The organism is Oscillospiraceae bacterium MB08-C2-2 (assembly GCA_035621215.1).
Classification (GTDB): domain Bacteria; phylum Bacillota; class Clostridia; order Oscillospirales; family Ruminococcaceae; genus WRAV01.
Genome location: CP141729.1, coordinates 1,133,541 through 1,153,448 on the forward strand (window position 1 = coordinate 1,133,541; position 19,908 = coordinate 1,153,448).

Sequence of the window (19,908 nt, forward strand, 5' to 3'; positions counted from 1 at the left end):
CAGTCTCCTTACATATCACCGGGAAGACATTCTCTCTCCCGGTATTCCGAGGGACATATCCCCACCGCTCTGCGAAACACCTTGGTGAAATAATTGGGGTCCTTATACCCTACTCTTTCGCCAATCTCCCGTATGGTAATATCCGAATTCTGCATCAATTCCTTGGCCGCCTGAATTCTGACATCGGTCAGGTAAGTTATAAAATTGCGCTGAAAGCACTGCTTAAACAGCTTGCTGAAATATGCGCTGGAATAGTTCATGGCCCAAGCAATGCCGGGCAGAAAAATATCCTCGTGATAATGCTGGGCCACATATTGCTGAATCTCATTTTTCACCTTTCGCAGATGCACCGTATCTTTTTCAGTTCCCAGTGCCAACAGCTGATCTGCCAGATAGCACAGCCTGGAGGTTACCGTATGGCTCAGACTTTCTATATCCGTTTGCTCCATTGCGGTGGGAATTACGACATCCGGGATGCTGAGGCCGGTTTGCTGCTTTAAAGATTGTACAGTCTTGGCAAGATGAACATTTAGCCGAATGATGATGGTTTCCCATTCCAATTGCTGGGCAAACAGGCTTCTGACAAAGCCGGATGCGGCTCGCCCAATTTCCTCGATATCACCAAATAAAATGCTGTTTATAATAGGGTTGTCCGAAAATTCTGCCGATTCTGTCTCACCACCATCTTCGTGGATGTTAATCGGGTTTTCGGCCGTGCAGCGCCCCAGCGCAACCTGGGCCTGAAAGCAGGAAAGCTGCGCATATTGAATATTGGAAAAGCTCTTCCCAACTGCCGCAAAAATGGGATACCCCCACAAGGTTTTGGCCGCTTGAGAAATAATAGGCAAATGGGTCAGGGTGGCCGCCTGCGCATCCACCTCCGAATGGTCGCTGACATTGATAATATAGACCTTGCCGTCATAACAATATGCAAAAAGGTGGATATGGGCGGGCCATGTGTTGCGGTGCAGTGCCGAGACGATATCTTTATCACTATTAGCCGAGGCACCATGGAGAACGGCAAAAACACCATTGTTAAAGGCCACACCGTAATTTTCCATCTGGGCTGTCATATATTCAGGGGTAATATGCCCACCCATGATGGTGCGCACAATTTGTTCCTCCACCTGGAGGGAAAGGCTGTGTATCCGTTCTATGGAGCGTTCTTTTTCCGCTTCCCCGTCACGTCGGCAATCAATTTGATGCAGAACCTTATCCAAAGCGCTGCACAGTGCTTGGTCCGTGCAGGGCTTGAGCAGATAATCGGCTGTCCCCAAGGCAATAGCGGTTCGGGCATATTCAAACTCACTGTAGGCGGTCAGCATAATGATTTTACAGTCAGGGAGCTTTTGCGCTATGATCTGAGCCGCCTCCAACCCATTCATGCCAGGCATGTCAATATCCAGGATGGCAAGATCAGCTTCGGAGAGCAGAGCACTTTCCACAGCCTCCCGCCCATTGGTTGCAGCTCTCACAACGCAGCGGTCGCTCAAGTGGTCTTCCAGCACCTGCCTCAGAACCATAAGCTCCAGTCTCTCGTCATCTGCAATCACGATATTATACATAAGCTTCTCCCTCCTTGTGGACTGGCAGAACCAGCCGAACGGATGTGCCCAAACCTATGCGGCTATGCACCCGAAAGCTGCTGTCGGCAAACAGCAGTTCCAGCCGTGACCGCACATTGCCCATGCCTATATGGGAGAGATGCCCTTTATATGCCGCTGTTTCTTCCAGCAGCTTTTGTAATGCTTGCCGGGAGATTCCCATGCCCGTGTCGGTAATTGTAATATGCGAGTATTCGCCTTTCCTGCGAATACGAACCCGCACGCTCCCCCCTTCTTCTTTTGGGGAGATTCCATGGATAATGGCATTTTCCACCAGCGGCTGCAAGGTAAAAACAGGGATAAAAACAGCTTTTTCATCCACCTTACTGTCCATAAAAAAGGTAAGGCGGCTGCCAAATCTGCGCTGCTGGATGTACATATAATCCAGAATAATGTTGATTTCCCGCTCCAAGGGCACAATAGCATCGGAGGCCTGCAAGTTATAGCGAAAAAGATTGGCAAGTTTTTGAATAAGCTCCTCGGTATAGCGGGCCTCCTCTATTTTGGCGGTGCTGCAAATTGTGTTCAGGGTGTTAAACAAAAAATGAGGGTTAATCTGGCTTTGGAGCATGGAAAGCTGCATTGATTTCAACTGCTTTTCCATTTCCATCTCCTGCAAAGCTTTCTGGTGTAAGCGAACCTCCATTTTAATAACTTCCTGAAGGGCTGCAATGTATTCCCGCATGGAGCCTTTCATCTTGTTGAACAGGTTCACCAGCTGACCAATCTCATCCTGATTTTTTACATGAATATCGGGTATATCCAGCTGGTTGTCAGCAATCTGCTGTGCGTTGTTTGCCATCTTCAAAACCGGGCGGATAATTTGTCGCATAACCATTGCGCCCAAAAGGGCGGCTAAAATCAAAATAACAACCGCAAAAGAAATGGTAATCACCGGCAATAACTGTAAGGACTGCATTTTGCGGGCATAGTTGTTGGTGCCTTCGTCCAGCGTTTCTTTCATTAAATCCTGCAAATAGCTGTTGATATAACCTGCGGCATCAAGGGTATTGTAATACTGGTTGGCGTAGGCGGTATCCTTCAGAGCAACCTGCAGCAGCTGTTCGCATTTGCCGCTGTAATACACATAGGCAGTTTGTACTGCCTGCGTTAACAAATATCGCTGCACTCCGGTTTTTTGATAGTCAAGCTTCAACGTGGAAATGGCAGCTTGAGTCTGCTTTTTGGCCGCGTAATATTGAGCAAAATTATCTTCAGTTTTGTTTCGGGAACATGTAATGAAAGCTGAATTTTCAGCTTCAAAGCAAACCAAAGAGTAATTCACCTGATAGCTATCACCCAGAATTTCATTGAAATCCTGCGTGTGAATATAAACTGCGCCTAAGGCAAAAAGGCATATGGTTACAACCATCACCACGATTATTCCAATAAAAATGCCTATTTTATATCGTATCGAAAGGGACAGCCACCAATTCTGGACGCTGCGCCTATATGTCATGTGCAATCACCTGCTTTTTCTTTTACTATATGATAACACATCCGCCGTTTATTTAGTAGACAATCGCCATAAATAAAAATCATTCGCTATATATTTTGGCAATTTTTTGTATCTTTATCTAAATAAAGGCCTAGGGGTAAGGTAAAAAGCATAGAACTAAGCAGCACAAGTTGCGTGACAAGGTACAGCATTTTTAGCGAAGCCTCGTCTATTACCTTGCGCAGCTGGCAGCGGCAGCTTTTGTTTATATCACTTTCTCTGAAGAGGCAAAGCACACTTTATTTTATATTGCCGTTTCCCGATGGCAGTAAATGTCATTGGCTTCTTAGGGCCCTTTACAATTTATTAACAGCCGCCTTACTGTTATAATGGAGAGAGTTTGAATTATTTATAACAATTCTGTAAAATTTTCGATTGACTTTAGGAATTTCCAGATATATACTATGATTTGTATTTTGTTATCCTCAGATTACAATTTCAACTGATCAAAATTCGCCCTTTCGGCGAATTTTCTTTGTTGTTATTGTTTCTAGCGGGTAACTTATCGTATTGATACTTCTTTTTTCTTTCACACCCCATACCCACTTGCCGGAGTTGAGCAGCGTGTGTCCAGGTATGAATGATAAAAAGAATGTAAAAAAGGAGACTTGCATTGCATGAAAAACACAAAAACAGTTTTTAAGACAACGGCAATTCTGTTAGCTGTTTCACTATCCTTTGGGCCTTTTAGCAGAGTTGCATATGCCTCGGATACACCCCTGCAATCCGATCCAGGCACTTCTGAAACATCTCTGTCTGAAGTCCAAACCGAGTATAGCTTGGCTCTGGGGCAATCCGGTGAGCCGGTTTTGGGAGAGTCGGGCGCAGACAACACCACACTTGCCATCACAACTTTGAATATTGCGGCTTTGGATACAATTATTGAAGCAGATGGTATTACATACAAAATTCTCAGCTTACCCCAAGAATCTTCCAAGGGCACTGTGCAGGTGGGCAACGGCTCAACTGCAATCACAGTGGGCTCTTCCAATCTCACTATACCGGATACCATTGCATATGAGGAAAATGAGTATAGTGTGGTTGCAATAGGATACCGTGCCTTTATGCGCCAAACTTCCCTCAAAACCATTTTTTTACCCGATAGCCTTACCTCAGTGGGAGAAAGCGCTTTTTGGGGTAGTGGCCTGACAGAAATTACATTACCCGATACCGTCAATACCGTTGGGAAAAGTGCATTTGCCAACTGCACTTCCCTAAAAACAGCTGTGCTTTCTTCTGGGATGACAGAAATTCCCCAGGAGCTGTTTTCTGCCAGTTCCAGTGAATACGGCTACGAAACCGTATTGTCAAGTGTCACCATTCCCGAGGGTATTACCAGTATTGGTCAGAAGGCCTTTCTGGGCTGCGAAAAACTAAAAACAATAGAAATTCCCGCCAGTGTCACCGTTATTGGAGAAAGCGCTTTTAAAGAGTCTAAACTCACTGCGGTAAACTTTGCGGCAAATAGCCAGTTGGAAGAAATAGGCGCAGAGGCATTTTTGGAGTGTACTTCCTTAACAGAAATCACTCTTCCAGAAGGCCTGCGGCACATCCGTGGAAATGCCTTCAAAAAAACCGGGCTAAAAACAGCAGCACTCCCCTCCAGCCTGGAAACTTTGGAGTATAATACTTTCAGTGACTGCAGCAGCCTTACCGCTATCAACGTAGGAGCAGAAAACACTTATTTTGAAAGTGTGGATGGTGTTCTTTTTACAAAAGGGATGCAGACCTTGCTAAACTATCCCATAAAAAAGGCGGATACCAACTACACAATTCCCGCCAATGTTGAGACTATCCTGAAATATGCATTTAATAAAGCGGCTAACCTTGAGACTCTCTCTTTTGGTTCCGCTGTTACAACAGTTGAAAACAATGCCTTTGAAGGGGCTTCCAAGCTGAAAAACGTTACCATGGGCAACTCAGTAACCTCCATGGGGAAAATGGCTTTTTATAACAACAGCGCATTAGAATCTTTGGTCTTATCCGATAACATCACAGAGATTGCGCAATATAGTATTTACAATTGCAGCAAGCTCAAAGCCATAACCATGCCAGCCAATTTAACTAAAATTAACTCCGGTGGTATTTCCGGAATTGCCAGCGATGCAATTTACACCGTTAAGAACGTAGCTGTAAAGGCAGTGCTCGTAAGTTACGGCATCTCTGAGGCAAATATTGCACTGACCAATACCGAGCCTGAGCCTGTCAGTGAATTCACAGTAGATGGCTTGCTGTATACAGTGTTGACAGCGGCAGAAAACGGCACACCCGGTACTGTTCAGTTGGGCAATGGCAAAACTGCACTGGCAGCCACAGATCAGAACCTGACCATTCTGGCTTCGGTGGAACATCAAGGAAAAAGCTATAATGTTACCACCATTGGCTCTCGTGCTTTTATGGACAACGATCAAATCCGTAAGGTAACCATTAGCAGTGGAATTACCAAAATTGACAATGGCGCTTTTATGCGGTCTTCGCTAACCAGCATTGTAATCCCGGATTCTGTAGAAGAAATCGGCGCCAACGCTTTTATGCTCTGTCAGCAGCTGGGCAATATTTCACTGCCCGCTAACCTAACAAAGATTTCTGAATATACTTTTTCTGCCTGCAAAATGCTCAACAGCATTGTCATTCCTGAGGGTGTTCTCACCATTGAAGCAAATGCCTTCAATCAATGTGAAAGCCTGACCACTGTTTCGCTGCCTGCATCTTTACAGGAAATCGGCGACTCAGCTTTCTGGTCTCTGGAAGCTTTGCATACGGTTAATATTGCTTCGGGCAGCAACCTTAAAAAAATCGGAATAAGAGCGTTTAATTTCTGCAGCGCTTTGACCACCATTGCTTTGCCCCAATCTCTGGAAAGCGTTGGTGAAAATGCCTTTCAAAAGAGCAGCAATCTGGTTATCACTTTCCCCCAAGGCAGTAAGCTCAATTACTTGGGCGACAGTGCCTTTGGATCCACTCAAATGAAGCAGTTTATGGTTCCCGCCACACTGACCAACTTTAACACCAATGCGCTCAATGGGTGCACCAAGCTGACCTCCATTACGGTAGAGGAGGGGAACCCCTCTTACAGCAGCATCAATGGTGTCTTGTTTGATAAAGGTGCATCTACACTGCTCAAATACCCTGCCAGTAAAGCGGAAGAAGAATATACTGTGCCTTCCAGTGTTCGAACAGTAGGAGTTTACGCCTTCCATCAAGCGGCCAACCTGGAAAAGATAACTGTGCAAAGCGGTACTCTCGCAATCAGTTCTTATGCTTTTCAGGATGCAGCCACGCTGAAAACCGTTATCTTGCCTGACAGCATCACCTCTATTGGTAAACTGGCCTTTTACAATTGCAGCAATCTACGTTCTGTTCGCCTTCCGGCAGGCGTGGAAGAAATTGTGGATAACCTGTTCTATAATTGCCCCAAGCTGACTAGCATCGCCATCCCCACAGGTGTTAAAACCATCAATAGCAATGCCTTTGGAGTCTGCGCACAGCTGAGCCAAATTACAATTGAATCGGCTCTAGTTACTTCTATTGCCTCTGGTGCCTTTAGTGGTGTGGCAGCCGATGCTGTTTTTACTGTAAAGACTGAGGCCATCAAAGGACTTTTAGCCAACAGTGGAATTGCAGCAGCAAACATTACTGTGGATAACACCACCCCTCAGCCCATTGCTGAATTTACAGTGAATAATATTGTGTATAAGGTGTTGGCCGATCCCATCGGCGGCAGTAACGGCACAGTCAAAGCTTCTAATGGAGATGCCGCTGCCGGTCAAGTGGTCATTCCTGGTACTGTGCAAAATGCAGGGCTTACTTATGATGTAATTGAAATTGGGAATAACCTGTTCTACAACAATTCCAAGGTGACGAGCATTACAATCTCCGAAAACGTTGTTGCCATAGGTGATCATGCTATCCACGGGTGTGGCAATGTGCTGGATGTAAAACTGCCCGCCAGCTTGGAACGTATCGGAACCAATGGTATTTCCAGCAATATTAAGCTGCGCAGCATCACTTTTGCACAGGGCAGCAAGCTGAAGGAGCTATCGAATGGTTCTCTAAGTGACAATATGGCCTTAACAAGTATTGTAATCCCTAAATCGGTCACCACTACACATGACTATGTTTTGGGTTGGAACTATGGCCTGAAAAGCGTTACTTTTGAAGAGGGAAGCCCGCTGACTAAGCTGAGCAAGGGGATGTTTTTCCGCAATACCAGCTTGGAAACAGCGGTTCTCCCCACCAATATCACAGTAATTGAAGAAGAAGCCTTTTATAGTTGTGGGTCGCTCCAATCCATCGACCTTGAAAAAATAACGCAAATTGGCGAAAATGCTTTTTATGATTGTGCATCCCTTAAATCTGTCGTGATTTCCGATAAAGTTCAAATACTGGAAAGTGGCACATTTTTCCAGGCAAAGTCGCTGGAAACACTGGTCATTGGGCAGGGTGTTACAGAAATTGGAGAATTAATTTCTCATGGTGAACACGAAGCAGAGGGCGTGTTCGATGGAACCATCAGTCTGCGCTCCGTAATCATCCCGGCCAATGTCAGAGTAATCGGAAAAAATGCCTTTAAGGGCGCAGAAAAGCTGGAATTGATTGAGCTGCAAATGGATGTCTTAGAGAACCTTGGTGCCAATGCATTCTATTTGCTGCCTGCCAATGCAAAATTCTATGTTAAAAACCAGGCTGTTAAGGATATGCTGATTACCAGAGGTGCTATTGCCGCCGATTCCATTATTATTGGTATATTAACGACCAATAAAGTGCAGTTGGTTGAGGCAATTAATAAGGCAGCTGTAATTGGTTCCGCTGGTTACACCGCTGCCAGTTATCAAGCATTGCAGCAGGCAATCAGTGCAGCAAGGTCTGTAAATAGCAACACAGCAGCGACACAAGCACAGGTCAATCAGGCGGTTGCCAATCTGACAAATGCGGTGGCTGCACTGGTGCCGATAACAGCAGGCGAAACAAATAAGGAACAGCTCTATCTGATGTTAAGTCTTGCCGAACAGTTCGTCAAAGCACAATACACCGCAACAAGCTATGCAGCTCTGCAAGAAGCGGTTATTTATGCTCAGGCCGTTTATGACAGCCCCAAGGCGGATCAGTTTGCTGCAGATAGCGCGGCGGCAAAGCTAAAGGCAGCTGTTTTGGCACTGGTTCCTGCCTCTGTAGGGGAACCGGCTAATAAAGAGGCTCTCCATTCTTCTCTGATTTTGGCAAAATCCATTCCTGCACAGGGATATACAACCTTCAGCTACGGTAAAATGGAAAAAGCCATTGTGTTTGCGCAGGCTATCTTTGATAACCCCATAACAGCCCAAGGCACAGTGGATCAGGCCACTAACGAATTAACAGCCGCCATATTGGCTCTGAGTAAAATATCCATCGTTGACCGCAGCGATTCCTCTTCAGGGGGCGGATCTTCCGGAGGATCGGGGAGCCGTGCAACTACAGGCAGCTCCACAACCTCCGAAACCAAACCACCGCTTCCTTCTCTACAGCATGTGGAATCTGTATTGGCTGCCAGCACAGGAAGCTGGGTAAATATCAATGCAAGGAATCAGGAATCTGTTAGTTTTTCAGATCTTCGTGCAATGATGAACACCTCCAAAAAACAGAATTCACAAAACCCCAAAACGGTCTTCTTTGTTTCTGATATTGTAGAAAACGGTAAGGTGCTTTCCCGTATTTCTCTGGATTCCTCCAAGGTAGTACCTGGTAAGGGTACCTTTAATCTGGGTATTGCCCTCAACGACTCCACTCTGCAGAGAACCTTCGAAAAATTCTACAACAACGAAATGCAGTTTGTAAGCTTTGCCCAGCAGGATTCATGGGGTATGGAGGTTAAAGTGAGCGTTAAGCTGGATCTTTCCAAGCTGGATACCACTTCTCTTCGTTTCTATTCCTATGACAAGAAAACAAATACCTATGCCCAGTTAACAGCTCCCTCATATTGGGTAGACACCAATGGGTATCTCCACTTTTCTACGGCTCAGGGAAAGGATGTTGTGGTCACGGATTATCCTTTAACCCGAAAATAGACATAGTGGTAGCAGTCTAAAAAGCTCTGGGTAAAAAATCAATATCGAAGCGAGTTGAGGATGTCAATTATGGCATCCTCAACTCGCCTTTTGTTTAGAAAAAGCAATGGGAGCTATCCCCTATTTTTCTTAACCAAAGTTAAAATAGACATTCAGACCCTTCAGTTCCTCAAAGCAGCTCTCCCAAAATGCAGTGGAGCTTCTGTATACATGAGGCAAGATGAAAAGCGGGCCGATAAAAAGAGTGCAGACAAAAGTCTGCACTCTTGATGAAAGCCCCCATATTTAAGAAGGTTCTCTTCTGGCTACAACAACAAAACGCCCGTTTTCGATATGATAAGAGCAGGTCATCAGTGTAATGAGCTCATCGCCATATTTTGTGTCAACGCCTGTATCGTAGAGCGAAAGAGCCTTAATTTGCTCAATATAGGCATTGAATGACTCTTCGCTTTCAGCATTCAAGAAATTATAATGTTTGAACACGGTATCATTCTTAAAATAGACCTGGCTTTCAAACACGGCAACAATGTCATAGTTCTGGGCTTTGTATAGGGTATCAAACTGAATGGTTGGATGATTGCTGTAAAAGGCTTTATCCTTATAAAGGAGCAGTTCTGAAAACATGGTGCTGTTTTTCATGTTGTGGGAATAAATGATTGTATTGGTTCCAAAGGGCTCCACAGAACAGCGCTTATCAACAAAGGGAACGCCGTTTTTGGCCTCCTGCCGGTCAAAACCATGGCTTAAATAAAAATCATCCGCTGTATACATAACAGGATAGTTGATCGCTGTATCAGCTATTTTGATCCATCCAATCATATCAGGGTTCTGTTCATGGAGTTGCCTATATTGCTCCAACACAGTGGGTTCTGGCGGTTCTGTCTCGTTTTGTGCTGTTTCGGCCGCCGCAGCGGATGAGGGAATTGGCGGATTATTGTTTTCTACGATTCCAGCCAAATCTTCAAGTGCTGCTTTTTCTCTCTCATGTTGCCGATAATCGAATAGGAGAATAACAGCCGAATAAGAAAGCATCGCAACCAAAGCAACAATCAGAAGATTGCGCAAACCTGTATATATCTTTTTACTGGACATATTAATATCTTGCTCTGCCTCCCTTTCATGTGCTGCCCAATTATCCTTCCACATACTGAAGTTCTGTCATTTTGCAGATATCCTGTATGCTGTATTTTTTTAAGGAATGAACGATATCATTTTGCACCGTTTCCAGCACTCTATGTACAGAACATTGAACAGTGCCGCTGCCAAATTGGCTGCAAATGCCGCCGTTTCCCAGACAGCGATTGATGCAGATATCGCCCTGCACAGCGGTGATAATATCATAAAGCGTAATATCCTTTGCACTTTGAGCCAAGCGATAACCGCCTCCGGGCCCTTGCACCGATTTAATAAACCCGGCCTGCTTGATGGATGAGGCTACCTTATTGAAATAGCTGTAGGTCAAGCCTAGTCGCTTTGCTGTTTCCGCCGCAGGCAATAGCCGTGGGTCATGCTGTGCCAAGTGAAGGATGATTCGAATTGCGTAATCTGTTGTTAGATAAAGCTTCATGGGATTCACTACTTTCTATGCTGATTTTCCAATATATTTGTCAGTAGTTTGCTTCGGAAAGAGATCCGAGTAAATAATTATACTGAAAAATGGCAGTAATTTGTTCTGCGATGCTCTGAAATTATATTGATGTGTTCCGAATTTTTCTCGCTTAGGTTAAGATATCCTCTCATAACCGGAAAAGATTTTTGTTGAAAAGGGGATAACCGAAGGCAATTTTGCTCATCGGTTATCTCCACAGTCCTTATTCCTTATTGTGCCGCTTTACGCTTCCCTGCCGTGAACAGCATGGTTATACCCAGCAGCGATACCAGACCGCTCCACAGCCAAAAAGAACGCAGGCTGTCTCCACCGGTATTGGGGAGCTCATCCAATTCATTTGAACTAAGAGGGATTTTATCTTCAACAATTTCAATCATTTCGACAGTCGTAGCTTTACGATCGGATTTATCTCTTCCGCTTGTATCGGTGCCTCCACCCGGCTTAGTGTTTCCGCCGGATCCAGACTCGCCCTCGGGTTCCCAGGCAGCCCAGAGGGTTGTATTCTCTGTTACAGTATCTGTTTCAAAATTCCAGAACACTGGGCTGTCGTTTCCATCCAAATAAGCATACCATCCCTTGAACAAAAAGCCATCACGGGTGGGGTCTGCAGGCTGGTCGGTTATGGTGCTTCCAGCAGCAACAGTCACTTTGTAAAAATCATTGTATTCTGTGCCATCAGCTGGATCAAAAACCACAATATAGCTTTTTTCCCATGCGGCCCAGGCGGCCCAGAGAGTTGTATTCTCTGTAACAGTATCCGTTGCAAAATTCCAGAGCACCGGGCTGTCGTTTCCATCCAAATAAGCATACCATCCCTTGAACAGAAAACCATCACGGGTGGGGTCTGCAGGCCGATCGGTTATGGTGTTTCCAGCAGCAACAGTCACTTTGTAAAAATCATTGTATTCTGTGCCATCAGCGGGATCAAAAACCACAATATAGCTTTTTTCCCATGCGGCCCAGAGAGTTGTGTTCTCTGTAACAGTATCCGTTGCAAAATTCCAGAGCACCGGGCTGTCGTTTCCATCCAAATAGGCATACCATCCCTTGAACAAAAAGCCGTCACGGGTGGGGTCTGCGGGCCGATCGGTTATGGTGCTTCCGGCAGCAACGGTCACTTTGTAAAAATCATTGTATTCTGTGCCATCAGCTGGATCAAAAACCACAATATAGCTTTTTTCCCATGCGGCCCAGGCGGCCCAGAGAGTTGTATTCTCTGTAACAGTATCCGTTGCAAAATTCCAGAGCACCGGGCTGTCGTTTCCATCCAAATAAGCATACCATCCCTTGAACAGAAAACCATCACGGGTGGGGTCTGCAGGCCGATCGGTTATGGTGTTTCCAGCAGCAACGGTCACTTTGTAAAAATCATTGTATTCTGTGCCATCAGCGGGATCAAAAGCCACAATATAGCTTTTTTCCCATGCGGCCCAGGCGGCCCAGAGAGTTGTGTTCTCTGTAACAGCATCCGTTGCAAAATTCCAGAACACTGGGCCGTCGTTTCCATCCAAATAAGCATACCATCCCTTGAACAAAAAGCCGTCACGGGTGGGGTCTGCGGGCCGATCGGTTATGGTGCTTCCAGCAGCAACAGTCACTTTGTAAAAATCATTGTATTCTGTGCCATCAGCTGGATCAAAAACCACAATATAACTTTTTTCCCATGCGGCCCAGGCGGCCCAGAGGGTTGTATTCTCTGTTATAGTATCCGTTTCAAAATTCCAGAACACTGGGCTGCCGTTTCCATCCAAATAAGCATACCATCCCTTGAACAAAAAGCCGTCACGGGTGGGGTCTGCGGGCCGATCGGTTATGGTGCTTCCGGCAGCAACGGTCACTTTGTAAAAATCATTGTATCCTGTGCCATCAGCAGGATCAAAAGCCACAATACAGCCTTTTTCCCATGCGGCCCAGGCGGCCCAAAGGGTCATATTTTCTGTTACAGTATCCGTTTCAAAATTCCAGAACACCGGGCTGTGGTTCTCATCTAAGTAGGCGTACCATCCCTGAAAGAAATAGCCATTACGGGTAGGATCTTCGGGCTGGTCTGTCACGGTGCTCCCGGCAGCAACGGTCACTTTGTAAAAATCATTGTATCCTGTGCCATCAGCGGGATCAAAAGCCACAATACAGTCTTCGTCTTCCGCAAAGGCCTGAATGGGAAATATCCCCATAACCATAACAAGCACCAGCAGAAGACTGACCAGCTTGCCTATTGCACCATATTTTTTTTGTTTCATAGTTCCTCCACAATTTTTCATAAGTTTAAATGTTGTTTTTAACAATTGATACCAGCTTCATACTCATATCCATACAACGCCTGTTTACGGGCAAAGTAATGTTGCTTCTACCAGTAGAAAGCTTATTTCCGGCCCATGCCGCCTCACTCCTTCGGTATCAGGGAAGTGTTGACCTTTACAGGTACAGTATAATAAAGCATCTGCTCCAAATGGCGATTGTGTCATGAATGAAGGAGTTCATGTAACGAATTGATGAATTGAATGATATTTTTATTTTTTCAATTTCAAACCTAAAAAACGAGCCCAACACCACCGGTATTTTGGTGGCGTCGGGCTCGTTTATACTGCTTGCTTGCAAAGCCAATTTTAGATAACTTGAGTAAAGGTTTTGATAGCAGGTGCCACAGAACACAGGGCTGCAAATTCCGGAACAAGCGCAGCAAAATGGGCAGATGCGGAATGCTTCTGCAATGCTGCTTGTGATTCCCATGTTTCAAACATCACAAGAACATTTTCATCATCATTGGATTTTGCCAGATCGTAGGCAACACAGCCTTTTTCCAAACGGGTCAGCTTAATCAGCTCATTTGCAATGGATATCGCTTTCTCATAAGCCCCCGCTTTCAATACGAACTCTGCTGTTACTTTGATCATGATAAAAACTCCTTTCAATGACCTATATTTTCTATGTTTGGGGGGTAGGGTATCTTATCGAACACAAATTCCAACCCCAATATAACCGCACACTTTTTATATATCCAAAATATTCCAGAAAACCAAGTGGAATCCGCCCAAAACAGAACAGGTGGCGCAAATCAGCCGGTTAAGCAAGCCAATTCACACATCGGGGTGATCATCGGCCTTTGTTTGCGGAATAAAAACCCGAACCGTAAAGAGTTTGTTTTCAGGAGCAATGTCATATAAAACAAACCCGCCAAGATTTTCAGCAATTTCATTCACAATACCCAAGCCCAATCCATGCATGTCTTTTTCTTCTTTGGTGGTAATCAGCTTTCCAGCATTCTCCACAGTTTCTCCGTTGTAGGAATTTTCAACCTTCAGAACCACCCACGAGGGCTCGGCGGTACTGACAATATGCATAAACCGTTCTGAAACCGGCAGCTTATCGCAGGCTTCCACAGCGTTGGTGGTAAGATTTGAAAAAAGTCGAATTGCATTAAGCCTGGACAAATCTGTGTTGCGGGGAGCAAAAACCTGAAAGGAAAATTCTATTTCCTTTTCGGCACATTGATTGGCCAAATCCTGCAGCATGGCATCCAGCACTACATTGTCGGAATACTTTTTGTGAAGGTGAACTTTTTTCTGCATATCGTCATAAACATCATCAACCAGTGCAATTGCCTTTTCAGCTTCCCCTGCACGGATCAGCGACTTCACCGATGCCATCATTGCTTTGTAGTCATGCCGAAAGGCCCGAAAACTTTCGGTGTATTTCTGATAGGACTTGTAGTGGGCCAGCTGCCGATTATACTGCTGTTCCAGCATCTCACTTTGCAGCCGATATTCCAAAAGCTCTGCACTGTAAATCGATTGGTAGATAGCAAAAACAAGCATGCCTAAGGCCAATACACAGGCTCCAAGGGCAACCTGCACATACCACAAATTGTTGGGTGAAGATTGTCGGCCTGAATTAATGGCCACCAGATTAATCGTCGCCACCATTTCATAGGCCACAATTGTCTTGAGCTGGCCTCTGTTTTTCAGAAAGCGTTTCATCTTATGATCGGGGAAAATAGTTCTGCGCAGAACAGAAAAAGAAAGAAGTGCAGCAGGAAGGGCGGCAAGGGTAATGGCATAGTATGCATCGGCATCGGATAATAGATCACGCCCCCGAAAAATCAAAGCGCCGATGGCTGTGAAGATACCCCGAAAACAATAAGCGCTCAGGATGCTGGTGGCTCCGCCATATACCGCCTGAAGCCAATCCATGCTGGTGGAAAAACGCAGCCCGATGATCATAATAACTATAATAACCGGCATATTCAGCACAAGCAGGCCATGCGCATAAAAAACAGAATAGGATACCACAATCAGGGAAAGGGCCGCCATAAAGGCAGCGAGCTGGATTCGGGAAGCAGGAAAAAGCGACCTATAGTAAAACACAAGCAAAGAGCAATATATAAGAGTGAATAAAATTGAAACATACATCATCTCTTGTTTTCTCCATTGTGCAGATTCTTGTTATAGATATGAAGCCGTTTGATATACTGGGCAAAGGCTTCTTTTAAAGGCTGCATATAAGTGGTTCCCACCGGTATCGTCTCGCCCGTTTTTAATACAATGCTTTGGGCCTGAAACTTAGAGATATACGGCAGGTGCACCAAAAAACCCCGATGAGGCCGCACAAAATGATGATCGGCAAGGTTTCTTTCCAATTTATCCATGCTGCTGTAAAACTCGGCTGTTTTATCGCTTTCATAATGGACTGTTACAAGTCTTCGCCAAATCTCAAAATATGAGATAGCATGGAATGGAATGACACTTGTTTTACCATCAAAAGCATAGCTAAACAGTTCTTCCTCTTTTTGAGAAACATGCTCCGCCGCTCGCAAAAATACACTCTCAAATTTGGCTTGGCTGGTATCCTCTTTAAGCAGATAATGTATGGCATGTACATCAAAAGCCTCGAATACATAATCTTCAAAGCTGGTCAAAAAAATGATCTGTGCATTGCAGCCGCAGCTGCGAAGCTTCCGGGCGGTTTCCATACCATCCATTTTATCCATAAGTACATCCAAATAGATAATGTCCACAGTCTCCGGTGCATCTCCATATTGAAACAGAAGGGATTCTCCGTTTTTAAAGCAAGCAAGCTCCATTTTGATTTGATGCTTTTCGGCTATATCGTGAAGCAATGCAGCACATTGTTTGATCCATTTATTGTTATCATCGCACAGCGCTATTTTCATCATACATAACACACCCTTTATGTTGAAATTCGCAGTCTGCCATTGCACAGACCTAAACTTGCTATAGGATGGGCTTTAACCCCAGTCTATAGCATTTCCCCCTCTTATTTACTGCACAGAATACACTGACTAAAAGCTGTATAGTGCACATTCCTTATTTTTATGAATACTAATAGTATGCCATGCAGCCCCGGAATACACAACGCTTTTGTGCTAATATTTTCATTTTTATGTAACAGGCTTTGGGTGTTGCTCCATTTATTCTATTTTATCCAGAGTTTTATACCGGCTCTTGCTTTTAAAACAGAATTGTATTAAAATGGCGGTGATAAAGGTTATATGAGTATGAAGTCGGTATAGACCGCCTATGGCGGTCAGCGGCAAATGGCCGCTGTTTCAAACCACGTTGTGGTTTTAATGCTATACAATTATAAGGGGTGAGGCATTGTGGATATCCAAACGGCAAAGCTCATGACCGCCATGGTCCAGTATGATCAAGGAGATGCGAAGCGGATTCAGCATTTTATAAAAGTGCACAATTTGGCCGCTGTCATTGGCAAGATGGAAAGCCTTGAAGAAGATATGCAGTGTATCCTTGAAACGGCGGCAATTCTCCACGATATTGGCATTCATATCAGCGAGCAGAAATATGGCTCCAGCAGTGGAAAATATCAGGAAATAGAAGGCCCCGCCGAGGCCGAAAAGCTGATGCTCCAAGTGGGCGGATACTCAAACGAGCAAATAGAGCGTGTAAAATACTTGATCGGGCATCATCATACCTATAAAAACATGGTGGGGCTGGATTATCAGATTCTTGTGGAAGCCGATTTTCTTGTGAATCTTTACGAAGATGCCTCTCCCCATTCGGCTGTGGAAAGTGTACGCTCTAAAATCTTCAAAACCCAAACGGGTATTCGCCTGCTGGATGATATGTTTGGGGAAAAGAGCTGTGAATAGCACACGCTGAAAGACGAAAAAAGCCCTTCCAACACATTAAAAAGCTTATGTCGTCAACTAGGCCGGTCAATTGCAAAGAGAGAAACCCTACACATTCAGTTTGAATCTGTAGGGTTTCTCTCTTTGCATGAGGCTTTATTCGGTTTTGATTACACCGCCTTCAACCATCTAAAATGATTATCCCCCTGAAAAAAACAAACTATAACAGGGCTGGAACCCAATCAGCAGACTCAGGTTCCACAAAAGGTCTGATAATTACAAAATTCAGGTGTGGGCGGCTGTGAAAATTCTTCCTGCTCCGGTGTATATCCATAAGGATTCTCTAAAACGTGAAGGAGCTGATGCATTTTACTGAAATCTCCATTTTCAGCAGCAGCCAACACTTCTTCAACCCGATGATTCCTCGGGGTAATGGCGGGATTATGGCTTTTCATAAGCACTTTGCTTTCTTCCCTGGATTCTGGTTGCCGGCTCAGGCGCTCTTTCCATCGCTGATTCCAAAGATGATACTCGGGGCTGGCAAACAAAGCCTGACCATCGTTTCTATCCAATGTTAACGACTGAAAAGTTTGGCTATAATCCGCCTTGTACTGCTCCATAAGCTTTAAGAGGTCTTGGATCAACACTTTATCTTCAATTTCTTCGTTGCACAGCCCCAGCTTGGAACGCATTCCCGACAGCCAATGAGCCTGATATAGATTCTCAAAATTTGCAATCTCTTTTTGCCCAAGCCTGACAGCCTCATTTGGATCAATGTGCAAAAGGGGCAGCAAGGTTTCAGCAAAACGGGCTAGATTCCATGCGGCCAGCTTTGGTTGATTTCCATAGGCATAGCGCCCATGTATATCAATGGAGCTGAAAACTGTAGCCGGATGGTAGGCATCCATAAATGCGCATGGGCCATAGTCAATGGTTTCACCGCCAATGGCCATATTATCTGTATTCATTACACCGTGAATAAAGCCAACCAATTGCCATTTGGCAATCAAAGATGCCTGCCGTTTTATCACTTCTTTTAACAGCAAAAGATATTTATTCTCGAGAGCGGCAAGGCTTGAGAAATGGCGTGTTATGGTATAGTCGGCTAAGCCGCGGACATTCTCTGCAGTCCCAAACTGTGAAGCATATTCAAATGTTCCTACTCGAATATGGCTTGCTGCAACACGTGTTAAGACCGCTCCGATAAGATCCTTTTCTCGCCTCACCGTTTCTCCGCTGGTGACGACCGCTAAGCTCCTTGTTGTCGGAATTCCCAATGCATGCATTGCCTCACTGATGATATATTCCCGCAGCATGGGGCTTAAAGCAGCTCGTCCGTCACCACCCCGGGAGTATGGCGTAAGCCCGGCACCTTTAAGCTGAATATCAAAGCGTTCCCCAGAAGGAGTTATCTGTTCGCCAAGAAGGATAGCACGGCCATCACCCAGCATAGTGAAATACCCAAACTGATGCCCGGCATATGCCTGCGCCAAAGGCTCGGCTCCCTTTGGAATCTCATTTCCAGCAAACACCTCCAACTGCAAGGGTACTCCTAAAGAAAGCGCCAACACTTGGTTGAAAATAACAAGCTTAGGGGCAGGCGCAATGGCGGGATGCTGTTTTGTGTAGAAAAATTCTGGCAATTCTTTATAGCTATTATGAAAGTTCCAACCTACCTTTTCCAATTTACCATTCTCCCTAAAAGCGATATACTCAACACTGCTAGTATCTACACTATTTGATTTTTTATGTTTTAAATACAGCGCTTGCCTGGTAGGCAGCGGCGACAGATTTCATCAGTCGTTGTAGCTTTAAGGACTGTCCCATGTTTATTATAGGCAGTGAGAAATAAATAGTCCAGCGCTTCCCCGTTTTGGTGCCAAGAGCCGCAATCTTGTTTTAATGCCACTTTAAATAAACATTCGCCTTCTCTTCTGCCTGCGCATTCTATAAGTGCAAGCAGGATGTTGTTATTCTGGAAAAGCGGGGGTATAATGGGTTTAATCGGCTTGCTTGCCTGTATCGATATCCCTTGGCAGCGAGCCATACCTGCCGTCCGGAGGACCCGTGAAATAAAAAGATGTTTGCCGTGGGCAACCATCCATGCCCACATCCCATATGAGCAAAGTATGGTCAAAACAGCTGGAATGAGGCGTTGCCAACAAGCCAATACTTTGTTATACTCAATTTATCCAAACAATTATTCCTTACGAACGGAGACTGCTATGGAACCGAAGACCGAGGATTTTGTCCCAAATTATGTGAAAATTCAAAACTTTATTTTAGATAACATTCAACAGGGCATCTATACTCCCGGAGACAGAATTCCTTCCGAAAATGAATTGGCACAGAAGTTCTCTGTCAGCAGAATCACTGCCAATATGGCTATTAAGGAACTTTCCATTACCGGTGTGGTGGAACGCAAAAAGGGAAAGGGAACCTTTGTCTGCGAGCCTGTGAATCTGCCCACTTCGGCTAAAATGCTTTCGCACAATCTGCGTTTGAACCCTCTGGCTCCCAAACGGCATCATCTGGATCAGGTTCGGATTGTGGAGGTCTATCCCGAGCTGCTGAGCAAGTTCCACTTGCAGGAGCATGCCCTGATGTATGAAATCATTCGTACCATCCGCCGGGATAACGAGCTGATGGCTATTGATTATAGCTATATACCGTTGGATTTGGTTGGTGAGGTACTGATCTACCCAGAGGAAATCAGCAAAAGCTATCTGCACAAATACCTTGAAAAGCACAGCGAATGCCAGCCCACCTATCTGGAAATCTATATAAATACCCCTCGGTATTCTTTTTTGCAAAACGATCATTTGAAATTCGAAGGTGACTGCTCTCTGATTTATTGGGAAACCGATATTTTGGACAAGCAGAAGAAAATCCTCTCCACCACCTTTACCATTTCCCCTGACGGCACAGAAGTTGAGCCTTTTATGTCATTTGCTATCAAGTAATCCTCTTTTTGAGTCAATGCTATAGAAGCGGCCGTCTCTATGCAAAAATACAAAACGATCCCCCCGCTGCTTGATACGGTACCC

General features: G+C 45.0%; 12 protein-coding genes. 3 read left to right on the top strand and 9 right to left on the bottom strand.

The window, feature by feature from the left end:
* Nucleotides 1-8: 8 nt before the first annotated feature.
* Both U6B65_05105 and U6B65_05110 read right to left on the bottom strand, forming a co-directional pair.
* Complete coding sequence (locus tag U6B65_05105; protein WRS28511.1) at nt 9-1,565, bottom strand: response regulator; 1,557 nt, start codon at nt 1,563-1,565, stop codon at nt 9-11.
* Entirely contained in the window at nt 1,558-3,063 is a 1,506-nt protein-coding gene (locus U6B65_05110; protein WRS28512.1) for a histidine kinase, read from the bottom strand. Before U6B65_05110 ends, U6B65_05105 begins: the two co-directional genes overlap by 8 nt.
* Before the next feature lie 656 nt (nt 3,064-3,719).
* Here U6B65_05110 and U6B65_05115 point away from each other — a divergent pair.
* Nucleotides 3,720-9,146, top strand: coding sequence for a leucine-rich repeat protein (locus U6B65_05115; GenBank protein ID WRS28513.1), 5,427 nt, complete (start codon nt 3,720-3,722; stop codon nt 9,144-9,146).
* A gap of 285 nt (nt 9,147-9,431) precedes the next feature.
* Here U6B65_05115 and U6B65_05120 read toward each other — a convergent pair whose 3' ends face one another.
* The 6 genes from U6B65_05120 to U6B65_05145 all read right to left on the bottom strand — a co-directional run bounded on the left by U6B65_05120 (nt 9,432) and on the right by U6B65_05145 (nt 15,928).
* A complete protein-coding gene (locus U6B65_05120) occupies nt 9,432-10,238 on the bottom strand; it encodes a class B sortase (GenBank protein WRS28514.1) in 807 nt (268 codons plus the stop codon).
* Between the two features lie 40 nt (nt 10,239-10,278).
* The gene (locus tag U6B65_05125; protein WRS28515.1) at nt 10,279-10,713 is read right to left on the bottom strand and encodes an Rrf2 family transcriptional regulator; all 435 of its coding nucleotides are present in this window, start codon (nt 10,711-10,713) and stop codon (nt 10,279-10,281) included.
* A 251-nt stretch (nt 10,714-10,964) separates the two neighbouring features.
* On the bottom strand, nt 10,965-12,995 hold the full coding sequence (locus tag U6B65_05130; protein ID WRS28516.1) for an InlB B-repeat-containing protein: 2,031 nt from the start codon (nt 12,993-12,995) through the stop codon (nt 10,965-10,967).
* A 366-nt stretch (nt 12,996-13,361) separates the two neighbouring features.
* Complete coding sequence (locus tag U6B65_05135; protein ID WRS28517.1) at nt 13,362-13,649, bottom strand: putative quinol monooxygenase; 288 nt, start codon at nt 13,647-13,649, stop codon at nt 13,362-13,364.
* 183 nt (nt 13,650-13,832) lie between these two features.
* Nucleotides 13,833-15,065, bottom strand: coding sequence for an ATP-binding protein (locus tag U6B65_05140; GenBank protein WRS28518.1), 1,233 nt, complete (start codon nt 15,063-15,065; stop codon nt 13,833-13,835).
* 98 nt (nt 15,066-15,163) lie between these two features.
* Nucleotides 15,164-15,928: a LytTR family DNA-binding domain-containing protein gene (locus tag U6B65_05145; protein WRS28519.1), complete on the bottom strand. Its 765-nt coding sequence runs from the start codon at nt 15,926-15,928 to the stop codon at nt 15,164-15,166.
* Between the two features lie 444 nt (nt 15,929-16,372).
* Here U6B65_05145 and U6B65_05150 point away from each other — a divergent pair, with 444 nt between their 5' ends.
* Nucleotides 16,373-16,882 carry an HD domain-containing protein gene (locus U6B65_05150; protein ID WRS28520.1) on the top strand — a complete coding sequence of 170 codons (510 nt, stop codon included), beginning with the start codon at nt 16,373-16,375 and terminating at the stop codon, nt 16,880-16,882.
* A gap of 230 nt (nt 16,883-17,112) precedes the next feature.
* Here U6B65_05150 and U6B65_05155 read toward each other — a convergent pair whose 3' ends face one another.
* Entirely contained in the window at nt 17,113-18,546 is a 1,434-nt protein-coding gene (locus U6B65_05155) for a YdiU family protein (protein WRS28521.1), read from the bottom strand.
* Nucleotides 18,547-19,086: 540 nt separating this feature from the next.
* Between U6B65_05155 and U6B65_05160 the strand changes: the two genes are divergently transcribed.
* Nucleotides 19,087-19,824: a GntR family transcriptional regulator gene (locus tag U6B65_05160; protein ID WRS28522.1), complete on the top strand. Its 738-nt coding sequence runs from the start codon at nt 19,087-19,089 to the stop codon at nt 19,822-19,824.
* Nucleotides 19,825-19,908 lie beyond the last annotated feature (84 nt).